Raw genomic sequence first — 24507 nt, forward strand, 5'->3', positions numbered from 1 at the left:
AGCCCCGCTCCTGTGCCAAGGAGCGGGGCCAGGCCCATCCGTCGAATGGGCACATCACGAAGAATCCGCAACGGCGGCCCGTCGGCTGGCCGTGCAACGGGAGTTCCGACCCATGTCATTCCGTTTTCTCGCCCTGGCCCTGCTGCTGGCAATCGGTGCCATGCCCGCCTTGGCCCAGAACAGCTACTACTTTCCCGCCGCGCGGCAGTTCGATGCACGGGTGCCATCGCCGCAGCAGTTCCTTGGTTACGACATCGGCAGCCATTACACGCGGCATGACCGGCTGGTGGCGTACTTCAACGAACTGGCGCGCGTCTCCGACCGGGTCAGGGTGGAGGTGATCGGCCAGAGCTACGAACAGCGCCCGCTGCTGCTGGTGACCATTACCTCGCCGCGAAACCACGCACGCAGCGCGCAGATCGCCGCGCAGCGGCAGGCGCTGGTCGACCCTGCGCAACCGCTGCCCGGCGATGACGCGCCTTCGGTGGTGTGGCTGGGCTACAGCGTGCATGGCAATGAAACCTCCAGTGGAGAGGCGGCAATGCTCACCGCCTACTACCTTGCCGCCAACCAGGATGCCGAAACCGCGGGCTGGCTGGAGAATGCGGTGGTGGTGATCGACCCGGCGCAGAACCCGGACGGCCGCGACCGCGCCAGCAACTGGCACAACGCCTGGGGTTCGCGCCCGCCCTCGGCGGACCCCGCCGACAGGGAGCATGTCGAACCGTTCCCCACGGGGCGGGTCAATCACTACTTCACCGATCTCAACCGCGACTGGCTGGCGCTGGCGCAGGCCGACAGCTGGCCCAAGGTGGCGCAGTTCCATCGCTGGTACCCAAACATCCAGATCGACTTCCACGAGATGGGCAAGGACAGCACCTATTACTTCGAGCCCTCGCCGAAGAGCATGGAAAGCCCCCTGCTGCCCAGGTCCTCGTACGAGGCCAATCACTGGCTGGCGCGCTTCCACGCGCAGGCGCTGGACGCGCTGGGTTCGCTGTACTACACCGGCGAGAACTTCGACAACTTCTCGCCGATCTATGGCTCCACGTACCGGGACTTCCATGGCGCGGTCGGCGTGACCGTGGAGCAGGCCAGCTCGCGTGGACGTGTGCAGGAGTCGGTGAACGGGCCGCTGCATTTCGACTTCACCATCCGCAACCAGGTGGCCACCGGCCTTGCCAGCGTGCGCGGCGCGGTGGAGGACCGCATGCGCCTGTTCGTCCTGCAGAAGGCGTTCTTCCGCAGTGCCCTGGCCCAGGCGGCCGCCTACCCGGTACGCGACTGGGTGTTCGGCGATGCCGCCGATGCGACCCTCACCCGCAGGCTGCTTGCCCTGTTGTTGCAGCACCGCATCCAGGTGCATGCGCTGGCGCGTGATGTCGAAGTCGATGGCAAGCGCTTCCACGCCGGTTCGGCCTATGTGGTGCCGGTGCGGCAGCCGCAGTTCCGTCTTGCCCATGCGATCTTCGAATTCACCCCGCCGGTGAAGGGGGATGTGTTCTACAGCGGCACCTCCTACGCGGTCGCGCCGGCCTATGGCCTGCGTTATGCCGCCAGTCGCGGGGCGTTGCCGACGGGCGCGAAAGTGGAAGCGGCGCCGGCGGCACAGGGCGGTATCCATGGCGGACGTGCCGGCTTCGCCTATGTGGCCGATGCGCGCGACTTCGGCAGTTACCGCCTGCTGGGTGGCCTGCTGCGGGACGGCGTGCGCGTGCGCACCGCGCATCAGCCGTTTACCGCCGCCACGGCTGCCGGTGAGGTGGCGTTCGGCCATGGCGCGGTGGTGATCCCGGTTGCCGGGCAGACGCTGGATGCCGGGGCGTTGCAGGCCCGGGTGCTGGCGCGTGCGCAGGAGGCCGGCGTCACCGTGCATGCACTGGACAGCGGCCGTACCGCCAGTGGCATCGACCTGGGCAGCGACAACGTGCGTGTGCTGCGTGCGCCGAGCATCGCGCTGGTGATGGGCGAGGGGGTGTCGGCCACCGAGATCGGCTCGGCCTGGTTTGCGCTGGATGCCGCGCTGGGCCTGCCTGCGAGCAAGCTCGATCCCGCACAACTGGCGAGCGTGGACCTGTCGCGCTACACCTCCATCGTGCTGTCCGCTGGCAGCTACGGCACGGTCGGCGAGGCGGGCGTGACGGCGCTCAAGCGCTGGATCGCCGCCGGCGGCTCGCTGGTGGTGTACGGCAGCGGCGCGCGCTGGGCGATCGACAAGGGCCTGGTCGAGGCCAAGCTGCGCGGGGACGGCAAGGGCGAGGAGGACCAGCGGCTGGATTTCGGCACGGTGCGCGACGTGTTCGCGCTGGGCCGGGTCAGCGGCAACATCCTCAGTGCCGATATCGATCCCACCCATCCGCTGGGGTTCGGCGTGCAGCAGCGGCGGATCTGGGTGAACAAGGAGAGCGGGCTGGTGTTCGAGCCGGGGAAGAACGCTTTTCTCAATGTGGTCAACATCGACCGCCAGCCGGTGGTGAACGGCTACCTGTCCGATGCCAACCGCGCCCGCGTGGCCGGCTCCAGCTATCTGCAGGTGGTGCCGAGCGGCAGCGGCAACGGGGTGCTGTTCGCCGACGACCCGGCGCACCGCAAGTACTGGCATGGCACCGAGCGCCTGCTGCTCAATGCGCTGCTGCAGGGCAACCACCTCAACACGCCGAAACAGCGCGGGGAGTGACGCGGCGGGGAGGTTGGCGTCCAGAACACCGCAGCAAAGAAAAAGCCGACGCAGCGCGTCGGCTTTTCAGTTACCTCAAACCGGCAGCCCGGAATCAGGCCGTGGTACGGCTCTGCCCCCGGCCACCACCGCGCCGCTGGCCACCGCCGGGGTGTCCGTCGCGCCGCTGCTGGCCGCTGCCCGCATTGCGCTGGCCGCCCGGCTTCTGCTGGCCGCCGCGGCCACCACGCGGTGCATCGCCATTGGACCGGCGCGGGCCATGGCCGCCACTGCCACGGCGCGGCGGACGCTCGCCGCCGGGCTGCTCGGCCTTGCCCGGGGCGCTGTTGCCCCAGCGGATCGGCGTGTGCGGCTCGAAGCCCGGCACGTCGCGGATATCCATGTCGCGGTCCAGCAGGCGCACGATCTGGCGCAGGTACTTGGCATCTTCCTGCGCCACCAGCGAAACCGCCTGGCCGCTGGCGCCGTTGCGGCCGGTGCGGCCGATGCGGTGCACGTAATCCTCGGCCACCATCGGCAGGTCGTAGTTGATGACCTTGGGCAGCTCGTTGATGTCGATGCCGCGCGCGGCGATGTCGGTGGCCACCAGCACGGTGACGCGGCCGGCCTTGAAGTCGCCCAGTGCGCGCAGGCGCTGGCTCTGGCTCTTGTTGCCGTGGATCGCCGCGGTCTTGATGCCGGACTTGTCCAGGAACGTGGCCAGCTTGTCGCTGCCGTGCTTGGTCTTGGCGAACACCAGGGTCTGCTCGCGCGAATCGGCGCTCAGCAGGTGCAGCAGCAGTTCGCGCTTGCGCCCGGCGTCGACCGGGTGCACGCGGTGGGCGATGGTCTCGGCTACGGTGTTGCGCGGGGTCACCATGACTTCGCGCGGATTGCGCATGAACTCCAGCGCCAGCTGCTTGATCGGGTCGGCGAAGGTGGCCGAGAACAGCAGGGTCTGCCGGTTCTGCTTGGGCAGCTTGGCCAGGATGCGCTTGATCGAGGGCAGGAAGCCCATGTCGAGCATGCGGTCGGCCTCGTCCAGCACCAGCACCTCGATGCCGGACAGATCGATGCTGCGGCGCTCCAGGTGGTCGATCAGGCGGCCCGGGCAGGCCACCAGCAGGTCCACGCCACGGCGCAGGACGTCCAACTGGTTGCCCATGCCGACGCCGCCGTAGATGCAGGTGCTGGGGATGCGCAGGTACTTGCTGTAGCCGCGCAGGCTGTCATGCACCTGGGTGGCCAGTTCGCGGGTGGGGGTCAGGATCAGCGCGCGCGGCCGGCGCGGGCCGCTGCGCACTTCCTGCGCCGAGGTGGCCAGGTGCTGCAGCAGCGGCAGGCCGAACGCGGCGGTCTTGCCGGTACCGGTCTGCGCGCCGGCCAGCAGGTCGTGGCCCTGCAGCACCAGGGGGATGGCCTGCTGCTGGATCGGGGTGGGGTTTTCGTAACCCTGCTCGGCGAGCGCGCGCAGCAGGAAGGGCGCAAGGCCCAGATCTTCGAACGACATGGAAACTCCGCAATATGGGGAAGCGCCGGCCCGGATGGGCCTGCGCTGCCGGTCGTGGCGACCGGTCGGCTCGGAGCGTTCCCGTAAAACCGCGCTGCGAGATCATGGGTGCGACCAGCGCAAGGCGCGCTGGCCGGAATGCGAGACGAAAGGCGTCGGAATGGGGGCGGGCGGGCGGACCGGGCGACGAGGCCTGCGGTCCTGCGCCGCCGGCGGTCCCGGAAGGGAAACGGACGGCCGCTGGCAGACCGCGATAGTCTAAGGGATGTTCGGGAACGGCACAAAAATCCCTGTTCAGGTATGGTCGGGTGACCTGGGCTCCCGGTCGGCTGGCAGGGCGCGGTACCGTCTCCGGTCGTGGCGGGGCCCTCGCGACGCGTGATCGGGGGGATTACCGGCGCCGCCTGCGCGGCGCTGGTCGCCGCCGGACTATTCGTTACAATCGAAACTTGTTTCCCGCCCCTGGACTGGACGCTCCGATGAAGCTTGGTTCCCTGAAGGAAGGTGGCCGCGACGGCACCCTGATCGTGGTCTCGCGTGACCTGGCCCGCGCCGTGCGCGCCACCGGCATCGCCGCCACCCTGCAGCAGGCGCTGGAGGACTGGTCCAACGTCGCGCCGCGGTTGAACGCGCTGTCCGAGTCGCTCAACCATGGCGATGCCGATGGCGTGTTCGACCTGGACATGCAGGCGCTGGCCGCGCCGCTGCCGCGCGCCTACGAGTTCGTCGATGGCAGCGCCTACCTGCCGCACGTGGCGCGGGTACGCAAGGCGCGTGGCGCCGAGGTTCCGGAGACCTTCTACACCGATCCGCTGATGTACCAGGCGACCAGTGCCGGCTTCTACGGCCCGCGCGACGCGGTCAAGGTGGTCAGCGAGGACTACGGCATCGACCTGGAGGCCGAAATCGTGGTCATCACCGACGACGTGCCGATGGCGGTGACGCCGGAGCAGGCCGCCGGCCACATCCAGCTGGTCGGCCTGGTCAACGACGTCAGCCTGCGCAACCTGATCCCGGCCGAACTGGCCAAGGGCTTCGGCTTCCTGCAGTCCAAGCCGCGTTCGGCACTGAGCCCGGTATTCGTCACCCCCGATGAGCTCGGCGAGGCGTGGCAGGGCAGCAAGGTCCACCTGCCGCTGGTGACCCACATCAACGGCGAATGGTTCGGCGCCCCGGAAGCCGGCGTGGACATGCAGTTCGATTTCGCCCAGCTGGTCGCGCACGCGGCCAAGACCCGTCCGCTGTCGGCCGGCGCCATCGTCGGCTCGGGCACCATCGCCAACGAGGACACCGCGCTGGGCGCGTCCTGCTTCGCCGAGCGCCGTACCGTGGAAACGCTGCGCGACGGCAAGCCGTCGACGCCGTTCATGCGCTTCGGCGACGTGGTGCGGATCGAAATGTTCGACCGCGCCGGCAACAGCATCTTCGGCGCCATCGAGCAGCGTATCGAGCAGGCCGCGCGGCCCTGACCGCGGCACGGCCCGTCGGTCCGCGGACGGATGCCCACGGCAGCGGCGGCGGCTTCCCGGCCGGCGGCACGATGGACCGACCGGCGGCGCGGGCGCTCCCGCCGCCGCCGGGTATGGTGGCCTGCAGGCACAAGGAAACGGACATGCAACAGGGATTGACGCTCTACAGCTACTGGCGCTCCAGCGCCGCCTATCGGGTACGCATCGGCCTGAACCTGAAAGGGCTGGAGTACGCGACCGTGCCGGTCCACCTGGTGCGCGACGGCGGCCAGCAGCACGCCCCGGCCTACGCCGCGCTCAACCCGCAGGAGCTGGTGCCGACGCTGTGCGATGGCGAACGCGTGCTCACGCAGTCGCTGGCGATCCTCGAGTACCTGGAAGAAACCCACCCGCAGCCGGCGCTGTTGCCGGCGGCGGCGGGCGACCGCGCGCGGGTGCGCGCGCTGGCGCAGCTGGTGGCCTGCGACATCCATCCGCTCAACAACCTGCGCGTGCTGCAGTTCTTCGACCAGGAATGGCACGTACCGCAGTCCGAGCGCGACGACTGGATCCTGCACTGGATGCGCACCGGCCTTTCGGCGCTGGAAACGACCCTGGCGGGCGCGGCGCAGACCGGCCGCTTCTGCCATGGCGACGCGCCCGGGCTGGCCGATTGCTGCCTGGTGCCGCAGCTGTACAACGCGCGCCGCTTCCGCCTGGACCTGGACGCATTCCCGACCCTGCGGCGGATCGAATCCGCCTGCCTGGCGCTGCCGGCCTTCGATGCCGCCCGGCCGGAGAACCAGCCGGACGCGGCCTGACCCCGCCGCACGGCAACAGCGGAAGCACGAAAAAGCCCCGCCGCGGCGGGGCTTCGTGGAGGGCCAGTGCTGCGCCGCGCCTCAGAACCCGTGGGTGATCGACGCCGGTGCCGCCGCCGAGAAATCCGCATAGGGGTCGTGCTCGCCGCTGGCGCCCTCGGACAGCCGGAACTTGAGCGCCAGACCATCGCGCGAATCGGCCGCGCGCAGCGCCTCCTCCTGCTCGATCACGCCCTCCTTGGCCAGCCGGAACAGGCACTGGTCGAAACTGTGCATGCCCTCTTCGAGCGACTGCTCCATGGCCTGCTTGATCTCGTGCACCTGACCGCGGCGCAGCAGGTCGCGGATCATCGGCGTGTTGATCAGCACCTCGGTCGCGGGCCGGCGGCGGCCGTCGGTGCCCTTGACCAGGCGCTGGCTGATCACCGCGCGCAGGTTCAGCGACAGGTTCATCAGCACGTTGCGGTGCGCGCTCTCGGGGAAGAAGTTGAGGATGCGCTCGATGGTCTGGTCGGCGTTGTTGGAGTGCAGCGTGGCCAGGCACAGGTGGCCGGTCTCGGCGAAGGCGATGGCCGCCTCCATGGTCTCGGCGTCGAGGATCTCGCCGATCAGGATCACGTCCGGCGCCTCGCGCATCGCGTTCTTCAGCGCGTTGTGGAAGGCGTGGGTGTCCAGCCCGACCTCGCGCTGGTTGACGATGGACTGCTTGTGCCGGTGCAGGAATTCGATCGGATCCTCGATGGTGAGGATGTGCCCGGTGGTGGTGGCGTTGCGGTGGTCGATCATCGACGCCAGCGAGGTGGACTTGCCCGAACCGGTGGAGCCGACCACCAGCACCAGCCCGCGCGGGGTCATGATCACGTCCTTGAGCACGTCCGGCAGCTTCAGCTCCTCGATCGAGGGGATCCGGTTCTTGATCGCGCGGATGACCATGCCCACTTCGCCGCGCTGCTTGAACACGTTCACCCGGAACCGCCCCACATCGGCCAGTGCGATGGCCATGTTCAGCTCCAGGTCGCGCTCGAACTGCGGCACCTGGCCCTCGTCCATCAGCGAGTAGGCGATCTTCTTGACCATGCCCGGCGGCAGGCCGGTATTGCCCAGGGGGTACAACTTGCCCTCGATCTTGATGTGCACCGGCGCCCCCGTGGTCAGGAACATGTCCGATGCGTTCTTTTCGGTCATCAGCTTCAGGAAATAGCCGATATCCATGGATGATTCCCCAGGCATTCGCCGCCCAACGTTGCAAGCACGCGGCGGCCTTGACGACAATGGCCGTGCTCACCTTTCCGCGACGGCTCCCCAATGAAACCTAGCTTCGCACACTTACGACGTCTCCTGTATGTGACCGCGTGCGCATCTGCGCTCTGCGCCAGCGCCATGGCGCAGGATCCGGCCGCAGCCGACCTGCTTGCCGCGCAGCAGGCGGTCGAACGCGCCGACCGCGCCGATGCCGACCAGTACGCGCCGGACACCATCGCCCTGGCGCGGCAGCAGCTGGAACAGGCCCAGCGCGCGGCCGGCGACCGCCGCGAGCGCAAGCAGGCGCCCCTGCTGGCGCAGCGTGCCGCGGTCGACGCCGACCTGGCGCGGGCCCAGAGCGAGGAGGCGGTGGCGTTGGCCATGCTCGCCCAGCGCAGGGCCGAGGTGGAGCGCCTGCAACGCCAGCTGGCGACCGGGGAGGGACACTGATGGGCATCCGCATCCTGCTCGTGGCCGGCCTGCTGGCCGCGCCGCTGCTCGTCGCCGCGGCCGAGGATCCGGCGGTGGCGATGTTGAACCAGCGCCTGGTCAGCCTGCAGGCCGACGCGCGCACCACCGACCTGGCGGCGTTGGAGCGCCTGCAGGCGCAGCAGGCGATCGCCGTGCTGGCCAAGGCCAAGCGCAAGGAACTGGACCAGGCGCGCTACCTGGCCGAGCGCCGGGTGGCGATCGCCGAGGCCAGCGCCCGTGCCGAAGCCGCCCGCCGCGAGGTCGACCAGCTCGAACGCACCCGCAGCGAGTTGCTGGTCGAGGCCAGCCGGCGCGAGGCCGCCCGTGCCCGCCAGGAGGCGGAGCGGCTGCGGGTGCAGGCGCAGATCCAGGCCGAGGAAGCCGAGCGCCTGCGCCAGGCGGCCGAGGCCGAGACCCTGGCCCGCCAGGACGCCGAAGCAGCGCTGACCAGCGTGGCCGGCAAGCAGGCCGCGCGGGTCAGCTCGGCCCAGCAGAACGCCGCCAAGCTGGCCCGCGAGGAAGCCGAACTGGTCTCCGGCAAGAAGCTGCCGCCGTCCAGGTTCGACAATCGCGGCGAGGTGTTCACCCTGGCCGGCGACGCCTTCGCCGCCGGCCAGGCGACCCCGTCGGCTGCCGCGCGCGACCAGCTCAAGGCATTGGCCGAGTACCTGAACATCGGCAGGAAGGGGCGGGTGACCATCGAGGGGTACGACAGCGCCAACGGGGTCGGCCAGCGCCGCGCGCAGGCGCTGAAGGACGCCCTGGTGGCGGCCGGTGTCGGCGCCAACCGCATCCAGGCCAGCGGCAAGAAGGCGGCCGCCACCCGCGCCCGCTCCGCCGAGGTGATCGTCGCGCCGTGATGTCCTGACGGCGCCGCCGGCACCCATGGAGTGGGGTCCCACCCCGCTCCGGCACTACTGCTTGTGGTCGGCCGGTATCCGCTACCGGCCACGGCGCGGCGCCGCCGTTGCCGCTGAATGTGCGCCCGTTGCTGAACCTTTTCAGACTCCATCCAGCGCGCTTGCCGGAACTATTTTTCAGGCGTAGGGTCAATTGTCCGGGCGGCATTTTCGTCGCCCGGACAGCGGAGGACCGGGCCAGTGCAACCGTGGCGCGAACCAGCAGCAGACAGCTTCCGGGCAGTGCGCCGGAATGCGGCCTCGGGTTCGGCCGTGCCCCGTCCGGACCTCCATCCCAGAGCGCCCCGTGCCGCAAGGCCGGGGCGTTCGTGTTTCCGCATGTAGGAGGTAGTCATGTTCGAAGGGCAGCCGCAGAGTGAGATCGACGCGTTGATCAAGGTCAACCCCGAGTTCAAGCAGCTCTATCAGCAGCACCAGAAGCTGAACAAGAAATGCATGGATGCGGAACTGGGAGTACTTCCCATCGACGATGTGACCCTGGGGCAGATGAAACGCGAAAAGCTGCTGGCCAAGCAGAAACTGCTGCGGATGTATGAAAACCGGCTCAACTGAACCTTCCCCACGCTGAAAACTTTCCGTCGCGGGCAAGGGCGGCCTCCTCGTCGGCCGCCCTTGCCCGCGTCGCTTGCGCAAAGGCGCACTGGCAATGATCCAACAACCGATCGTCGCCTGACTTTCGCGCATATCCATCGGATAATCGGGCTCCGGCCGCGGCGCGGCGCGATCCCAAGCATATCGATGGCAATCCACTCCTCCGTACTCGAACTCATCGGGCGCACGCCGATCATCAAGGCCCAGCGCCTGGATGCCGGTGTCTGCGAGCTCTATCTCAAGCTCGAAAGCGCCAACCCGGGCGGCTCCATCAAGGACCGCATCGGCCTGTCGATGATCGAGGCGGCGGAGAAGCGCGGCGACCTCAAGCCGGGCGCGACACTGGTGGAAGGCACCGCCGGCAATACCGGGCTGGGCCTGGCGCTGGTGGCCCAGCAGAAGGGCTACAAGCTGATCCTGGTGGTCCCGGACAAGATGAGCCGGGAGAAGATCTTCAACCTCAAGGCGATGGGCGCCGAAGTGGTGCTGACCCGCTCGGACGTGGCCAAGGGCCACCCCGAGTACTACCAGGACCTGGCCAAGACCATCGCCGAGCGCACCCCGGGTGCCTATTTCGTCAACCAGTTCGGCAACCCCGACAATCCGGCCGCGCACGAATTCGGCACCGGCCCGGAGATCCTCGAACAGATGGACGGCGACCTGGACGCCATCGTGTTCGGCTGCGGCAGTTCCGGCACCATGACCGGGCTGTCGCGCGCCTTCGCCCGGCTGTCGCCGAAGACCGAACTGGTGCTGGCCGACCCGGTCGGCTCGATCCTGGCCGAGTACATCAACGAGGGCACGCTCAACGAGAAGTCGGGCTCCTGGCTGGTGGAAGGCATCGGCGAGGATTTCCTGCCGTCGATCTCCGATTTCAGCCGGGTCAGCAAGGCCTATGCAATCAGCGACGCGGAGAGCTTCCACACCGCGCGCGAACTGCTGGGCAAGGAAGGCATCCTCGGCGGTTCCTCCACCGGCACCCTGCTGGCGGCGGCGCTGAAGTACTGCCGCGAGCAGACCACCCCGAAGAAGGTGCTGGTGCTGGTATGCGATACCGGCAACAAATACCTGTCGAAGATGTACAACGACTACTGGATGCTGGACAACGGTTTCCTCGAGCGCCCGCGCTACGGCGACCTGCGCGACCTGATCCTGCGCCCGTACAGCCAGCGCGACACCGTGGTGGTCGGCCCCAACGACCTGCTGACCACCGCCTACCAGCGCATGAAGCTGTACGACGTCTCGCAGCTGCCGGTGATGGATGGCGACCGCCTGGTCGGCATCATCGACGAGAGCGACGTGCTGCTGCATGTCTACGGCGACGAAGCGCGGTTCCGCGATCCGGTGGCCATCGCCATGGTCAGCAAGCTCGACCGGCTGGACGTGAAGTCGCCGATCGAGGCGCTGCTGCCGGTATTCGACCGTGGCCAGGTCGCCATCATCATGGACGGCAACGACTTCCTCGGCCTGATCACCCGCATCGACCTGCTGAACTACCTGCGGCGGCGGGTGCAGTGAGCGCGGCGCGCGTGGAACGACAGGTCTGGACCTTCGAGTGACTGGGGCGACAATGCAGAGCAGTGTGCAGGCGGGCCATACAACAGCGGTGCAGTATCGCCTGCTGGGCGAGTTGCTGATCGACCGGCAACTGATCAGCGCGGGCGACGTGCAGAAGGCGCTGGCCTTCCAGGCACAGTTTGGCGGACGGATCGGTAGTGTGCTGGTGCGGCTGGGGGCGCTGTCGGAGGATTCCCTGGTCCCGGTGCTGTCCGACCAGTTGGGCATTCCAATGCTGGGCGGCGACGAATGGCCGGCGAGCGGCGATGCCGTGCGCTCGGTGCTCGGTGGTGCCGGTTACAGCCTGGAATGGTGGCTGGACAACGGCGTGGTTGCCTGGGAGTTCGCCGAGGGCAAGGTGCTGGCCGTGGCGCGGGACCCGCTCGACCCGTTGGTGAACGAGGCTCTGGACAAGGCATTTGGGCAGACGTGGGCATGGCGCTTGGCACGCTCGCAGGAGACGGAAAGGCTGATCGACATGGTCGGCAATTCCCGTTCCCGGGGCGACATGGACTTGGACGATGACGTCAGTCACCTGCGTGAACTCGCCGAGGAAGCGCCTGTCATAGAGCTGGTCAACAACATCCTTGCCCAGGCAATGGATCAGCGCGCTTCGGACATCCATATTGAACCGGAAGAATCGGTGTTTAACGTGCGCCTGCGTACGGATGGAATGCTGCATACGCGCATGGTTCTGCCGGCCAGCCGGTACCCGGCGGTGGCCTCACGGGTAAAGCTGATCTCGGGGATGGACATCGCCGAACGCCGCCTGCCCCAGGACGGGCGCCTCAGTGTGCGCGTCAGCGGCCAGGAGGTGGACGTACGCGCCTCTGCTGTGCCGGCCGTGCATGGCGAGTCGATTGTGCTGCGTCTGCTGCCCAAGGAGCGGGACGATCTCAGCTTGGAGCGGCTGGGGTTCTCAGCGCGAGACCTTGCCCTGTTCCGCACCTGGGCCGCCGAGCCGCATGGCGTGGTCTTGGTGACCGGCCCGACTGGCTCGGGCAAATCGACTACGCTCTACGCGACGCTGGAGGAAATGAACCAGCGGGACAGAAAGATCATCACCGTTGAGGATCCGGTGGAATACGAGGTGGAGGGCGTCACCCAGATCCAGGCCAACTCGGATATCGGCTATACGTTCGCGCGGGCGCTGCGCGCCATCCTGCGCCAGGATCCGGACGTCATCATGATTGGCGAAATCCGCGACCTGGAAACGGCGGAGATCGCCGTCCAGTCGTCCCTGACCGGTCACCTCGTTCTCTCGACCCTGCATACCAACGACGCGGTGAGCGCGTTCACGCGCCTGGTCGACATGGGCGTGGAGCCGTTCCTCGTGGCGACCAGCGTGCGCGCGGTACAGGCCCAGCGCCTCGTGCGCCGGCTGTGCCCGCACTGCAGCCGCCCGGCCGCGGTACTGCCGGTATTCGAGCAGATGGCCGGCCCGCTTGCCGGCGAAGGCGCCGAGGCCTGCTGGAAGGAAGCGGTAGGCTGCCCGCGTTGCCAGGGCACGGGATACCGCGGTCGGCTGGGCATCTACGAGCTGGTGGACGTGACGCCCGAACTGCAGGAACTGGTCATCGCCGGCGCGACCGCCGAGAAGATGCGCAACCTGGTCAATGCCCAAGGGGGCAGAACCCTGCGCGACGACGGACTGCTGAAGGCACGCGCCGGCCTGACCACCGTGGAAGAAGTCGTGCGCGTCACCGGTGGCCTGGCATCCGATGAGTGACATGTCGCAGTACCGCTACGAGGCTCTGGACCGCAGCGGCACCAAACTGACCGGCGCCGTGGACGCTTCCTCCGAAGCGGATGCGGCTCGGCGTCTGGCGACCATGGGCTTGACCCCCTACTCCCTGAAGCAAATCAAGGGGGGGCGATCGCTGTCCAGCCGGCGCAGGACCGCTTCGACGCGCGAACTGCAGCTCGTGTTGCAGGAGTTCACCGCGCTGCTGGAAGCCGGGGTCGGACTGGTGACCTGTCTCTCGTCCTTGGCCAAGTCCAGCCACCATCCCTCCCTGACCAATGCCTTCGCCTCGATGGAGAAGGCGGTGCGCCGGGGCGAGAGCTTCAGCACCGCGCTGCGCGAATCCAAGCTCCCCGTACCCGAGTACCTGCACCAGTTGATGCAGGCCGGCGAGGCGACGGGGCGCATGGCCGAGTCGATGCGCGGCGGTGTCCGCCAGTTCGAGTACGACCAGCGCGTCCGTCAGGAAATGACCGGAGCGATGATCTACCCGGCGGTGCTGGTGCTTTCGGGCGTGGCGGCCGTCGGCATCATCTTCATGTGGGTCGTTCCGCGCTTCGGCGGCCTGTTGACCCAGCACGGGGAAAGCATGCCCGCCCTTTCGCGTTGGGTCATCAGCACTGGGGTGTGGCTCAGTTCCCACGCCTGGTGGGTTGCCGGCGCGGTGATCACCGTCGCTGCGGTGGTCCGCGCGCTGTTCGCTCTTCCCGGATTCCGGGAAAAACTGGCCGAGACGCTCATCAAGCTGCCCGTCGTCGGAGAATGGGTTCTGGAGGCAGAGGTTGGCCGCTGGGCCAGCACACTGGCCGCGCTACTGGAAGGCAAAGTCGAGTTGGTGCGCGCGCTGGGGCTGTCGGCGGCGGCGGTGCGCTTTGGCTTCCTGCGCAACCGGCTTTCAGCGGTGGTCAAGGGCGTCAAGGGCGGCATGACCCTGTCGGCTGCCCTGCGCGAACACCGTGCGCTCAACCCGACTGGCTATGATCTCGTGGCGGTGGGCGAGGCCAGCGGCGAACTGCCCAAGCTGCTGTCGGCGCTGGCCGGGTTGTATGAAGCGACAGGGCGCGACCGCATGAAGCGCGCCCTGCAGTTGATCGAGCCGTTGGCGATCATCCTTATCGGTGTCGTGGTCGGCGTGATCATGACGGCGATCATTCTTGCGATCACGAGCGTAAACGATGTTCCACTTTGAAGATCCGGAGAAAAAGATGAAGTTGCGCGGATATCGACGCATGCGGGGTTTCACCCTACTGGAGATGCTGGTGGTCCTGGTGATCATCGGCCTCATCGCCAGCCTTGTGGGCCCGCGCCTGTTCAGCCGGGTGGATAGTTCCAAGGTGCAGGTGGCCGAAACCCAGACCCGCCTGCTGCGTGGTGCGATCGAGACGTTCCGCCTGGAGGTGGGGCGCCTGCCGACCGCAGAGGAAGGCCTGGCCGTGCTTTACACCGCACCGGCGGACGATCGTTCGAAGGCGCGCTGGCGTGGTCCCTATCTGGATGAAAGGGTTCCGGCCGACCCTTGGGGCAACCCTTACCAGTACGCCATCCCGGGGCGCGACGGGATGCCGTTCGCCATCTATTCCTTTGGAGCCGACGGCAAGGCCGGCGGCGAAGGTAACGACACCGATGTGGGCTTCCTGCCGCAGGGGCAGTGACGGTTCGGCGACGAGGGCCCCGTACGGGGGCTTTTCGTTGCTGGAGTTGCTGGTCGTCCTCGCGCTGATCTCATTCATGACGGCATTGGTTGCCCCGCGCCTGAAGAACACGGTGGACGCCATCAGCCGCAGCGGCGAACGCGCGGATGCCGTGAGGCAGCTGGAGCGGTTGCCGCTGCTGGCGCGGCGCGAGGGTACGCCGCTGGCGGTAGACAAGGGGCAGGCGCTGTCCATGCCCGGTGTTGAACTTCCCCAGGGCTGGAGCGTCCAGGTGATCGATCGGTTGCAGGTCGCCGCCAATGGTTACTGTGCGCCGGCGCTGCTTGACGTCACCACGCCGGCAGGAAACGAGCGCTGGATGCTGGGTACGCCCGATTGCAGGATTTCCGATGCGCCGCCTTGATCTGCCGAGAGGCTTTTCCCTGCTGGAGGCCATCGTCGCGCTCGCGATCGTCGCCACCGCGGGGCTTGCGCTGTTCGCGGCGATGAACCAGTCCATCCAGATGGCGCTGAGGGCGGAGACCGCACGCAAGAGCGACACTGCCATGCGCAATGCTCTGGCCTGGATGGAGGTCGTGAACCCCGGGCAGACGCCCAGTGGCGAGAAGCGGCTGGGTGGGATGGTGCTTGAATGGAAGTCGGAGCCCGTCGAGCCACCCCGGGATGCGATGACTGGTTATCTGCAGGCAGGCCTCTACCAGGTAGGGCTATACGACGTGACCGTGGATGTGCGGAGCGAGGATGGCGTGTCCGCTTCCTTCCGCCTGCGCAAGGTGGGGTACAAACAGGTCAGGGAGCCTGCTCAACTATGAGCGCCGCTAGCCTCGGCACATCCGGTGCGCGCCAGCGGGGATTCACCCTGCTCGAGGCGATCGTCACCCTGGTGATCGTTTCCCTGCTGGTTACCATCCTGATGCAGGCGTTGGGCCAGGCCATGAGCCTGCGCACCCGCCTGCTGCGTTTCGACGGCGAAAACCGCGTTGCCGGCCTGCAGGAAGCGTGGTTCCGGGAGACGGTGGCCGGCCTGCAGCGGGACCTGGAAGAGCTGGGGGACGGGACGCTGGGGACCCGCGAGTCGCTGGAGTATTCGACGCCGTCGCCGTTGGCGGCGCAAGGGTTCTCGGGTGTGCGCTGGTGGCTGGAGAACGGCAGCCTGCACTATGCCGACGGGAAGGTACCGGATGTTGTGATAATTCAAGGCCCCCTCAAGGATGCGGCCTTCTCGTATCTGGACGAGGGCGGTGCCTGGGTGGACGAATGGAAATGGAAGGACCACAAGTCGCCGCCCAGGATGGTCCGCTTCACCGCCAGCACGGCGCGTGGCTCACTGGATTGGCTGGTGCCGATCATGGCCGATGGGCTGGATCCGGAGGACATGAAGCTTTTGGATGAGAGTCACACCAGTGGCATTTGATCGCTCCCGCTCAATGACGAGACCTGGCGGTTTCATCCTGGCCGTTACCCTATGGATCCTTGCCGGCATCACCATCGCCGTAGCGCTCATGACGTTGTGGGCGGTTTCGCAGGTGCAGGACGCGCAGGTCGCGCGCGGACAGTTCGAGGATGAAGCCTCGCTATATGAGACGCGGGACACCTTGTTGTACCTCATGGCAACGAGGGAAAAAACCTTGGCGGGCCAACCCACCCGGGCGTTAAGCGACGCTGAGGTGGCCTATCGCCGGCTCAGCGAATTCGGCGGTCTCTCGCGGGAGCCGATTGGAGGGGAGTTGCGGCTGGATGGACATCCCTACAAAGGGCGGGCAAGTAGCGCCTTTTCACTTCAGGATGAGGCGGGTTTGTTCGCTGTAGTCTTGCCGAATCCGTCAGATTTGGATCGGTTCCTCAATCTGTATGGCGTCAGGCCGGAGCAGTGGGCGCGGCTGCGCGATACTTTGCTGGATTACGTCGATCCCGACGACCTGACGCGAGTCAATGGTGCTGAGGTCCGTGAATACGAGCGAGAAGGGCGTAGGCCGCCTCCCAACCGCCGTCTTCTGGTTCCAGGTGAACTAGCCATGGTAATGGGGTGGGGTAGCCTGCCGCCGGAAAAGCTCTCTGCCATGATCGAACACCTCACGCCCTACTACGCCGGGGGCATAAACCCTAATACCATGCCCGAGGATCTGCTGCCGCTACGTATTCCGGGTTGCCCCGAGACTTGCCGGCGACTCGTTGAGCAGCGTCGATTGCGTCCCTTCACATCCACTGTCGATCTGCAGAGCCGGCTGGCCGTCCGCGTGCCGGGTGACGATGCCTTGGACTATCGCTACGTAGCCGACGATACCGTGAGGATCACCCTTTGGCGGCGCACGGGCGCGGCTTGGCGGATGCATGTAAGATTGACGCCCCTTGCGGACCAGCAGGGCCCTTGGTCGATCCTGGCCGCCTATCCCATCGCCCGCCCCTCATCCAATGAACCTGTGGAACAAACTGGCAGCCCTCTTTTTGCCGACAAGGCGCCTGGTGAATGATGACCAGGGCAGCGTTTTGCGTGGTGGTCCATTCGGGGGCCAGCAGTGGGTGGTAAGCCGGGGCGAGTGTCAGTACCGGCGTGAGGACCTGCAGGCATTGCCAACGCGCAAGCGCCTGCAGGCGGCGAAGCTGGCCATGGCCCGGCACAGACCTTCGCCTGCCGCACTCTATTATCTGGCATGGACCGGTGGCATTGCCCACTTCTGGTTCTGGACCACGCCTGCGGAAAGCGATGCGGCAGGCGAGCGGCGCTGGATGCCGGAGAGTCTGTTGCTGGCTCCGCCGGCCGCCGATGGCGTACGACTGCTGAGGCTCTCGCAGGGCTACGAGGCGCAATGCTGGCAGAAGGGCGTGCTTATGGGCAGCCAATGGTGGGAACAAGCGCCTGCCGGCGAGGCTTGGCTGCGCTTTGTCCGTTCTGCCGGGCTGGATCCGGTGGCCCTCCAGGATGTTCCCGAGCCCATCCATCTGCCCTGGTCGAGGCAGCCCTGGGGCGAGATCAGTTGGGCGCAGCGACTGGCTGGCCTGCTTGACGAAAAGACCGCATGGTTGCTGCTCTTCGCTGCACTGGCCGCTGGGTTGGCGTGGCAGGTTTGCGCGCTGCTGCGCTGGCAGATGGCGGGAGACCAGCTGTCCGTCCGTGTGGAGCGCCTGCGCGATGAAGTGGGGCCGTTGTTGGCGGCCAGGGAGCGGGCCGAACAGGCGCAGGCCGAGCTGGAACATCTGGGGGCCCTGCGCACGCTCAATGATGATTACGTACTGATGGCCGATGTGGCAGCACACTTGCCCGATGGCAGTACCCTGGCGACCTGGCGGCGGGATGCGGGCAAGCTGCAGGCCACCGTGCGCAGCAGCGAAACCGATCCGCGCGCGTTTGTCGTCGCATTCGAAGGGAATGCGCGCCTGTCCGATGTCGCTGTGACTCCTCTGGCTAATGGCACGATGCAGCTGGCGTTCGAGTTGCCCGTGGCCCATGCCGCGGAAGTGAAGGGGGAAGGCCATGAGTGATCGTCACCGGTGGCAGCAGCTGCGTGATGAATGGCGCAGCAATCCGCGTCTGCGCTATGGCGCGATGGTGATCGTGGCCATCCTTGGCATGCAGGGGGTGTTCATGCTGTCGGACCAGGTACGCGAGCGCATGACTGCCTATGCCAGCGACATGGAAATGCTGGCCCGTCTGGAAGGAGTGCGCAAGGAAACCTGGTGGCCGGAACGCGCTAGCAAGGCCGCCGAGTTGCTGGAGGCGGTTACCGGGAGAATTCCAGAAGTCACCGGCAAGGGCATGGCCCAGGCCGAATCGCAGGCGTGGCTGACCCGCCTGGCGGCCGAGCAGCGGGTGGGCGAATCGCGCGTGAAGGTGGAGGACACCGTGGACGTGGATGGCTACCCCGACATGTGGCAAGTGATCTCGCGGCTGGAGGGCAATCTGCCCAGCCATGGCCATGAAGCCTTCATGCGCGCGCTGGCTGAGGCATTGCCATGGATACAGGTGGAGCGGATCGAGGTTGGCGAGGGCGAGACGCCTCGTGTCGTGGCGACGTTCCGCAGCTACTACCGCAAGGGGGTGGCGGACGGCGATGTCCAGCCGCATCAGGCGTCGAACCGGCAGGACGCTGTCTCCAATAATCCCGATGCGGCGGACCAGGCACGATGAAATCCAACTTGCGTACCGTCGCCGTGATTCTGCTGGCCCTGCTTCTGGGGGGGCTCTCCAATTATTGGTTCGGTGTTTCTCCCGTAGCCGTGCAGCCGCTGGAGCCGCCGGTGCAGGCATGGCGCGATGGATGGAGCGGCGATGACGACCTGCTTGCCGCTGGTGCAACATGGCAGGAACGCACTCCTTGGGGGGCGCCCCCGGCACCGCCTGTGGAGGCGCCTCCCCCCGTCCCGCCACCTCCGATGCCGGTAGGGGTCTCCAAGGACGGGCGGAACTATACGGCCATCTTCCAGGTCAACGGCACCGGCGTAATTCGCCTTCGTGCCGGAGGCCGCTTGCCAGATGGAGGCCATGTGTTGCAGGTAAGCGGCCGCCGTGTCGTCTGGCTGGATGCCGACGGCAAGCGGCAGCAGCGTGAAATCTTCAATGAATTCCAGGGTGGGCAATGATCTTTCCCGTGCATCGTCCGGGACGGGTTGGCCGCATCCGGCGCTCCTTTGCGCAAGCTTCGAACAAGGTGAGTACCAGCATGATGAATCGGTCGCATGGGGACCTGTCGCGCAGCCGGATTGCTGCCTGGCGCGTTTTTTTTGGGGTCTTCCTGCTCAGCCTGCTGGCCGGCTGCGCCAGTACCGAGGTGAAGTTCCCGGAACCGCTGCGTCCACCCAAGGAGGCGGCGGGCAGCAATGAAGTGCTGGAAGGGGAAAATGCTGCCGTTCGCAAGCGGCCGTTGGTCGAGGAGGGGCCGGTGCTTGCTCCGCCCAAAGCAAGCGCATCCAACGGCGAAAAGAAGCAGGCTCCGAGTCCGGTGCCTGATGTCATTCCGCGCAAGCGTCCGGTTGCGATCGTGCTCGAGGGTGTCTCCATCGAGTCATTCATCAATGTCGTGTTTGGCATGGAGCTGGGCTTCGGCGTGCAGATCGACCAGTCGCTGCGTTCGCGCCCGGAACTGCTGAGCCTGAGCCTGACCGAGCCGCAAGCGCCAGCTAAGGCCTACACGATTGCCCAGGAAGTCCTGGGGGCGTATGGGGTCAAGATCAATGAATTGGGGGGTGTACTGCAATTCCAGCCTGCCAATCAGGGAGGACGGGGCGGTGGCGATCTGCCTGCCCTGATCGCGACACGTTCGTTGCCGGATGTGCCGGCAGGGCAGCGCACCGTATTCGTTGCCATGCCGCTGGAGATTTCCCAGCCGGGTGCCGTTGCGGCGCAGGTGCGCAATCTGTTCGGCGCCCATCAGGTCAACTTCACCGAGTTGGTCGAAGCCAATGCCCTGCTCATCAGTGGTCCAGGAGACGCTGTGCGCGCGGCCATGAGCGCGGTCATGACCCTGGATGGTGGTGGTTTGATCGGCAAACGCTCGCTGCGCATCAATCCGCTCTACTTGCCTGCGGATCTGCTGGCCAAGGAGCTGCGGGACGTGTTGACCGGGCAGGGAATCGCCGTCAAGGGAGGCGCAGGTACCGGTGGTGTGGTGTCGTTCGTGCCCGTTTCCTCTGCTAACGCGCTCCTGGTGTTCAGTGAGTCGGAGGCCGCGCTCAAGGCGGCGCAAGAGTGGGCCGACCGTCTCGACCAGCCCAGCGAGGACAGCGCCGGAGGTGGCATGTATCTGTATGCCGCCCGTCACACCACGGTACAGACGTTGCTGCCAGTACTGGAGTCCCTGCTTGGTGCGGGTACCGGTGCTGGTGGCGTTCCCCGCGCCGGTACCGGCGCGGGGCCGGGCCAAGCTGCATCTGGGGCAAGTGAGATCGGGGGGCGGGCAGCCGGTAGCGGTGGTGGAAGCGGCGGTGCCGCCACCTCCATCTCCGGCCAAAACGGCCAGGTAGCCGTGGACCCGATCCGCAACGTCATCGTCTTCCAGGGCGAGGCGCAGCGTTGGCGTGCCATCCAGGGCGTATTGGCGCGGTTGGACCAGCCGGCGCGGCAGGTGGTCATCGAGGTCACCGTGGCCGAAGTCACCATGACCGACGAATTCAGTCACGGCGTGGAGTGGGCGCTGCGCAACATCAGTATCAATGGCATGTCCGGTCCTGTCACGGCCCTGCAGGGGTTGGCGGGTACCGGTGGCGGCGGACTGGTATGGCAGGGGCTGTCCTCTTCCGGCCAGGTCAAGGCCATCCTCAATCTGTTCGCCAAGGACAGCCGTGTTTCCATCCTTTCCACCCCTCGCATTCTCGTCAAGAGCGGTGAGTCGGCCAGCATCGACGTGGGTACGGAAGTGCCCATCATCACCAGCCAGGCAACTGCGCCCGACCTGCCCAGTACCGGCGGCAATAGTTCCATCCTGCAGTCGGTGCAGTACCGCAAGACCGGTGTGCTGCTGGATATCGAGGCGGTGGTCCATTCCGGGCAACGCGTGGATCTGAAGATCAGTCAGGAAGTCAGCGAGGCCACGCCGACCGACACCAGCGAAATTTCCTCCCCCAGCGTATTCAGTCGCAAGCTCAAGACCAGTCTGAGCCTGGCCGATGGCGAGAGCACGCTGCTCGGTGGCCTGATCTCCAGCAACCGCAGCGACGGCAAGACCAAGGTGCCGCTGCTGGGCGACATTCCCATCCTGGGGCGTGCCTTCCAGAGCCGCAAGCAGACCGGTACCCGCACCGAGCTGCTGATGCTCATTACGCCCTACGTGGTGGAGGACGCCGCACAGACCCGGGCCATCACCGACGCCATCCGCAGCCGCTTTGGCGCTGGCGAAAGCTGGGGCGAGGACATGCGTCGCCAGCGTGCGGTGCCGCAGCCGGAACGGCCACCCGTACATCAGCCTGACGTGGAGATGCCACCTGCGCAGCCGGTGCAATAAGTATGAATGGAAATGCGCCATCCCCGTCGCATTTAGGACTATTGACGGTGGCTTAACCCCATCCTATAGTTCTGCTGCACTGGGGACTGCGCACGGTTAACGGCATGCGCAGAAACGGTGCCAGGGGGCGACGATTCAGGGGGATTCCTGACTGTGCTTCCAGGTACCAAGTGCCGGCGCCGGCACGTGCATGCGAGCGGCGTGTGGTGTCCAGTGATGCTGTTGTATGCAAACAACAAACCTAAGCTTAGGAGTTTTTCAAACATGTTGAACAAGAAGGTTCTCGTCGCCGCTGTCATCGGCGGCCTGTTCGCTGCCGGCAACGCTGCTGCCGTCGATTTCACCGTCGCCTCGCCGGCGACCACCGTCAATAAGTTCGCTAAGGAAATCAAGACCACGGGCAGCGCTTCCACTGCTACCCTGTTCACGGGTAACGGCGTCTCGGTCAAGTGGAAGAGCGGCTATGCCTACTCCGACACCGAAGTGCGTTATGTCCGCGTTGAAGCGGCTCCGCACGTGCTGTTTCAGGCTGTTACCCCGACTGCCACTGGCGGCGTGGGTGGCGGTACGCTGACCCCGGGCGCCGTCAATGGCGTGGGCACCAACGTGATCACCTTCTCGGTTACCGCCGTTGGTGGCGCGGTGGACGGCTCCGCAGTGCTGACCCTGCCGGCGAAGGTCAAGCTGCTCGCCATCGCTGATTCCGACATCAAGGTCTCGCTGTACGACCAGCCGTCGCAGGCTCAGGCCGGCGGCACCACCGGTCTGATCGCCGGCGGTTCCGTGTCGGGCAAGTACTTCACCTTCGCTGACACCCTGAAGTGGGTCGGCACTGCCGAAACCGCCGTGGCCAACGTTGAAGCGAACCCGAGCTTCACCCAGTTCACCGCTGCTACCAGCACCTCGGGTACTGCTCCGTACGTGGCTGCCACGCTGAATACCGGTCTGGGCATTGATGTGACCGGCACCACCGACAAGGACAGCAATGTTCTGGCCGTCGCCGACGTGCTGGATCTGACCGATTCCAGCGTCACCATCAGTGGTGACTTCTCCTTCGTCGCTAGTGCCGGTGCCACGCCGTTCAACGCTGCCGCTGCTGGTCGCGTGACGGCGTTCGGCGGTGCTGCTGCCGATATCTCGGCTACCGAGGCTGAGTTCGCGATCGGCGCTCTGGCTGATGACTTCGAAGTCACCAAGCTGGTGGGTGCCACCTGGAACCCGGTCATCGCTGCCAGCGAGTACAGCGCCAAGCTGAATGCTGTCTCGGCTGATACGACCCTGTACAACGCTCCGTCGCTGAGCGGTACGACCGTGGTGGGCGCGATCACCCGTAATGGCACCGAACTGCAGGCTCCGCTGGCGCAGATCCCGGGTGGCTGGTACAGCCGTCTGGTGCTGACCAACACCAGTGGCGTTGCTCGTCCGTACACCATCTCGGTGATGACCGAAGAAGGCGTTACCGTGACCACCGGCAACCTGACCGGCGAGATCCCGGCCAATGGCACCAAGGTGATCGATAACCTGGACACCGTGTTCTCGGGCCACAACCGCGCTACCCTGAATGTCTCGGTGGCCGGTCCGAACAACTCCATCCAGGGTCTGTACCAGCTGGTCAACCCGACCTCGGGTTCGGCTACCAACCACGTCCTGGTTCGCCCGGGCACCAACTAATCCTCGGATTGGTTGAAAGCAACATGGAAAGGCCCGCTTCGGCGGGCCTTTCTTTTTGTGCTTCATACGGGGCTCCTGCGATACAGGCTGCAGCGATCACGCTATCCTGCATCGCGACCTGATCTTGGGCTGGAGGCATATGGGCAAGGGGATACGGGCGTTGTTCCTGCAGGCGGTGGGAGGCGTGGCGCATGTGCAGGCGCTGGACGGCCTGCGTGGCCTGGCGGTGCTGATCGTCATCGGCTCGCACCTGTCCAATGCCGGCTGGTTGCCGGTGCCCAATCTGTCGGGTATCGGCAAGAGCGGTGTGTACCTGTTCTTCGTACTCAGCGCCTACCTGCTGTCCCATGCGATGCTGGCCCGCCCGCCGGGAGGGCTGTCCAGTGCGCGCTACTGGCTTAACTATGCCCTGCGCCGGGTGCTGCGTATCTGGCCGCTTTACCTGGCGATCCTGTTGCTGAGCTGGGCGCTGAATCGCGCCGGCGTTCCCTGGCATTACCAGATCGACACCACCACACTCGTAAACCATCTGGCCTTGCGTGAGGGGCAGAGCGTGCTGTGGTCGATACCGGTGGAATTCACCTTCTATCTATGGCTGCCGCTGATCGTGCTGGTGCTGCGCGCGCTGCGTGGCAAAGCAGGGGCGCGTTGGCGGGGGCTGGCGCTGCTGGTCGTGCTGGCGCTGCTGGCAAGCTGGCTTTGGCCGGCCGCACAGGCGCCTGGCAATGGCGTGAAGCTTGGTCCCTATCTGGTGCTGTTCCTGAGCGGTGTCGCCGCAGCCTGGATACAACAGGGGTGGCCAGGGCTGGCCTGCTGGTGGCTTGGCTGGCGGGCGCTGGGCTGGGTATTGCTGGGCGGTCTGGTGCTGATTACTCCCTCGCTGTGGGCCCTGTTGAGCGGGGGGGAATTCAACCCGGGCTTCAACAGCCGTTGGTTCATGACCTTCGGCGTCGGCTGGGCCCTGCTGCTATTGTCGGTGTTGTGGGGCGGCGGATTGCTGCAGCGCTTTTTTGCCAGCACTCCCATGCGGCTGGTAGGCGTAGTCAGTTTCAGCGCCTATCTATGGCACATGCCGGTGTTGCAGGTTGCCGATGCGCTGGGCGTGCGCGCATGGGGCTGGCCCGGGTTGTTCCTGCTGCTGGTCTCCATGCTGCTGGTGGCCATGGCATCGTTCCTGCTGTTCGAGCGCCCCTGGCGGGAAGTCCGTTATGGTGCAAGCGTGTCTGCACGGCAAGAGCGACCCTTGGCACATCGGCGGTGAATAGCCGCTACCATGCGATGTCGTGCCC

Annotated in this window: 22 protein-coding genes; 20 read left to right on the forward strand and 2 right to left on the reverse strand. The window is 66.4% G+C overall.

All coding sequences use genetic code 11. The features are described 5' to 3' along the window. Positions 1 to 112 precede the first annotated feature (112 nt). Entirely contained in the window at positions 113 to 2677 is a 2565-nt protein-coding gene (locus ACJ7VY_RS02345) for a M14 family zinc carboxypeptidase (RefSeq protein WP_161615288.1), read from the forward strand. Between the two features lie 94 nt (positions 2678 to 2771). Here ACJ7VY_RS02345 and ACJ7VY_RS02350 read toward each other — a convergent pair whose 3' ends face one another. After that, positions 2772 to 4166 carry a DEAD/DEAH box helicase gene (locus ACJ7VY_RS02350; protein WP_161615289.1) on the reverse strand — a complete coding sequence of 465 codons (1395 nt, stop codon included), beginning with the start codon at positions 4164 to 4166 and terminating at the stop codon, positions 2772 to 2774. Positions 4167 to 4645: 479 nt separating this feature from the next. Here ACJ7VY_RS02350 and ACJ7VY_RS02355 point away from each other — a divergent pair, with 479 nt between their 5' ends. Both ACJ7VY_RS02355 and maiA read left to right on the forward strand, forming a co-directional pair. Next, positions 4646 to 5635 carry a fumarylacetoacetate hydrolase family protein gene (locus ACJ7VY_RS02355; RefSeq protein ID WP_161615290.1) on the forward strand — a complete coding sequence of 330 codons (990 nt, stop codon included), beginning with the start codon at positions 4646 to 4648 and terminating at the stop codon, positions 5633 to 5635. 143 nt (positions 5636 to 5778) lie between these two features. Beyond that, positions 5779 to 6435, forward strand: a complete 657-nt coding sequence (gene maiA, locus ACJ7VY_RS02360; protein ID WP_161615291.1) for a maleylacetoacetate isomerase — start codon at positions 5779 to 5781, stop codon at positions 6433 to 6435. An 81-nt stretch (positions 6436 to 6516) separates the two neighbouring features. Here the strand turns inward: maiA and ACJ7VY_RS02365 are convergent, their stop codons facing one another. Next, entirely contained in the window at positions 6517 to 7647 is a 1131-nt protein-coding gene (locus tag ACJ7VY_RS02365; protein WP_054662659.1) for a PilT/PilU family type 4a pilus ATPase, read from the reverse strand. A 93-nt stretch (positions 7648 to 7740) separates the two neighbouring features. On the opposite strand from ACJ7VY_RS02365, the gene ACJ7VY_RS02370 reads away from it, so the two are divergent. The 17 genes from ACJ7VY_RS02370 to ACJ7VY_RS02450 all read left to right on the forward strand — a co-directional run bounded on the left by ACJ7VY_RS02370 (position 7741) and on the right by ACJ7VY_RS02450 (position 24479). Beyond that, on the forward strand, positions 7741 to 8127 hold the full coding sequence (locus tag ACJ7VY_RS02370; RefSeq protein WP_054662662.1) for a DUF4398 domain-containing protein: 387 nt from the start codon (positions 7741 to 7743) through the stop codon (positions 8125 to 8127). Then, positions 8127 to 9008: an OmpA family protein gene (locus ACJ7VY_RS02375; RefSeq protein ID WP_161615292.1), complete on the forward strand. Its 882-nt coding sequence runs from the start codon at positions 8127 to 8129 to the stop codon at positions 9006 to 9008. The genes ACJ7VY_RS02370 and ACJ7VY_RS02375 overlap by 1 nt, the downstream gene beginning before the upstream one ends. A gap of 393 nt (positions 9009 to 9401) precedes the next feature. Continuing rightward, positions 9402 to 9620: a YdcH family protein gene (locus ACJ7VY_RS02380; RefSeq protein WP_054662668.1), complete on the forward strand. Its 219-nt coding sequence runs from the start codon at positions 9402 to 9404 to the stop codon at positions 9618 to 9620. A 186-nt stretch (positions 9621 to 9806) separates the two neighbouring features. Then, on the forward strand, positions 9807 to 11177 hold the full coding sequence (locus ACJ7VY_RS02385) for a pyridoxal-phosphate dependent enzyme (protein ID WP_104937972.1): 1371 nt from the start codon (positions 9807 to 9809) through the stop codon (positions 11175 to 11177). A 52-nt stretch (positions 11178 to 11229) separates the two neighbouring features. Then, positions 11230 to 12945, forward strand: a complete 1716-nt coding sequence (locus tag ACJ7VY_RS02390) for a GspE/PulE family protein (RefSeq protein WP_161615293.1) — start codon at positions 11230 to 11232, stop codon at positions 12943 to 12945. Between the two features lies 1 nt (position 12946). After that, complete coding sequence (locus ACJ7VY_RS02395; RefSeq protein WP_161615294.1) at positions 12947 to 14149, forward strand: type II secretion system F family protein; 1203 nt, start codon at positions 12947 to 12949, stop codon at positions 14147 to 14149. Next, positions 14136 to 14612, forward strand: a complete 477-nt coding sequence (gene gspG, locus ACJ7VY_RS02400) for a type II secretion system major pseudopilin GspG (protein ID WP_237723608.1) — start codon at positions 14136 to 14138, stop codon at positions 14610 to 14612. The genes ACJ7VY_RS02395 and gspG overlap by 14 nt, the downstream gene beginning before the upstream one ends. 37 nt (positions 14613 to 14649) lie before the next feature. Further along, a complete protein-coding gene (locus tag ACJ7VY_RS02405) occupies positions 14650 to 15015 on the forward strand; it encodes a type II secretion system protein (RefSeq protein ID WP_161615295.1) in 366 nt (121 codons plus the stop codon). Beyond that, a complete protein-coding gene (locus ACJ7VY_RS02410; RefSeq protein WP_161615296.1) occupies positions 15002 to 15424 on the forward strand; it encodes a type II secretion system protein J in 423 nt (140 codons plus the stop codon). The genes ACJ7VY_RS02405 and ACJ7VY_RS02410 overlap by 14 nt, the downstream gene beginning before the upstream one ends. Beyond that, entirely contained in the window at positions 15421 to 16026 is a 606-nt protein-coding gene (locus tag ACJ7VY_RS02415; protein ID WP_161615297.1) for a type II secretion system protein J, read from the forward strand. The genes ACJ7VY_RS02410 and ACJ7VY_RS02415 overlap by 4 nt, the downstream gene beginning before the upstream one ends. 13 nt (positions 16027 to 16039) lie before the next feature. Further along, complete coding sequence (locus tag ACJ7VY_RS02420) at positions 16040 to 17083, forward strand: hypothetical protein (RefSeq protein WP_409476294.1); 1044 nt, start codon at positions 16040 to 16042, stop codon at positions 17081 to 17083. Further along, positions 17025 to 18092: a hypothetical protein gene (locus ACJ7VY_RS02425; RefSeq protein WP_409476295.1), complete on the forward strand. Its 1068-nt coding sequence runs from the start codon at positions 17025 to 17027 to the stop codon at positions 18090 to 18092. Before ACJ7VY_RS02420 ends, ACJ7VY_RS02425 begins: the two co-directional genes overlap by 59 nt. Then, the gene (locus ACJ7VY_RS02430) at positions 18085 to 18738 is read left to right on the forward strand and encodes a hypothetical protein (RefSeq protein WP_313249383.1); all 654 of its coding nucleotides are present in this window, start codon (positions 18085 to 18087) and stop codon (positions 18736 to 18738) included. The genes ACJ7VY_RS02425 and ACJ7VY_RS02430 overlap by 8 nt, the downstream gene beginning before the upstream one ends. Then, complete coding sequence (locus tag ACJ7VY_RS02435) at positions 18735 to 19190, forward strand: hypothetical protein (protein WP_313249382.1); 456 nt, start codon at positions 18735 to 18737, stop codon at positions 19188 to 19190. Before ACJ7VY_RS02430 ends, ACJ7VY_RS02435 begins: the two co-directional genes overlap by 4 nt. Further along, the gene (locus tag ACJ7VY_RS02440) at positions 19187 to 21547 is read left to right on the forward strand and encodes a secretin N-terminal domain-containing protein (RefSeq protein WP_313249380.1); all 2361 of its coding nucleotides are present in this window, start codon (positions 19187 to 19189) and stop codon (positions 21545 to 21547) included. The genes ACJ7VY_RS02435 and ACJ7VY_RS02440 overlap by 4 nt, the downstream gene beginning before the upstream one ends. 264 nt (positions 21548 to 21811) lie before the next feature. Continuing rightward, positions 21812 to 23218 carry a hypothetical protein gene (locus tag ACJ7VY_RS02445; RefSeq protein ID WP_409476296.1) on the forward strand — a complete coding sequence of 469 codons (1407 nt, stop codon included), beginning with the start codon at positions 21812 to 21814 and terminating at the stop codon, positions 23216 to 23218. Positions 23219 to 23357: 139 nt separating this feature from the next. After that, positions 23358 to 24479, forward strand: a complete 1122-nt coding sequence (locus ACJ7VY_RS02450) for an acyltransferase family protein (protein ID WP_161615114.1) — start codon at positions 23358 to 23360, stop codon at positions 24477 to 24479. Positions 24480 to 24507: the final 28 nt, after the last annotated feature.

Origin of the sequence: Stenotrophomonas sp. Y-13, assembly GCF_046267925.1 — a bacterium.
In the GTDB taxonomy this organism is placed as follows: domain Bacteria; phylum Pseudomonadota; class Gammaproteobacteria; order Xanthomonadales; family Xanthomonadaceae; genus Stenotrophomonas; species Stenotrophomonas acidaminiphila_A.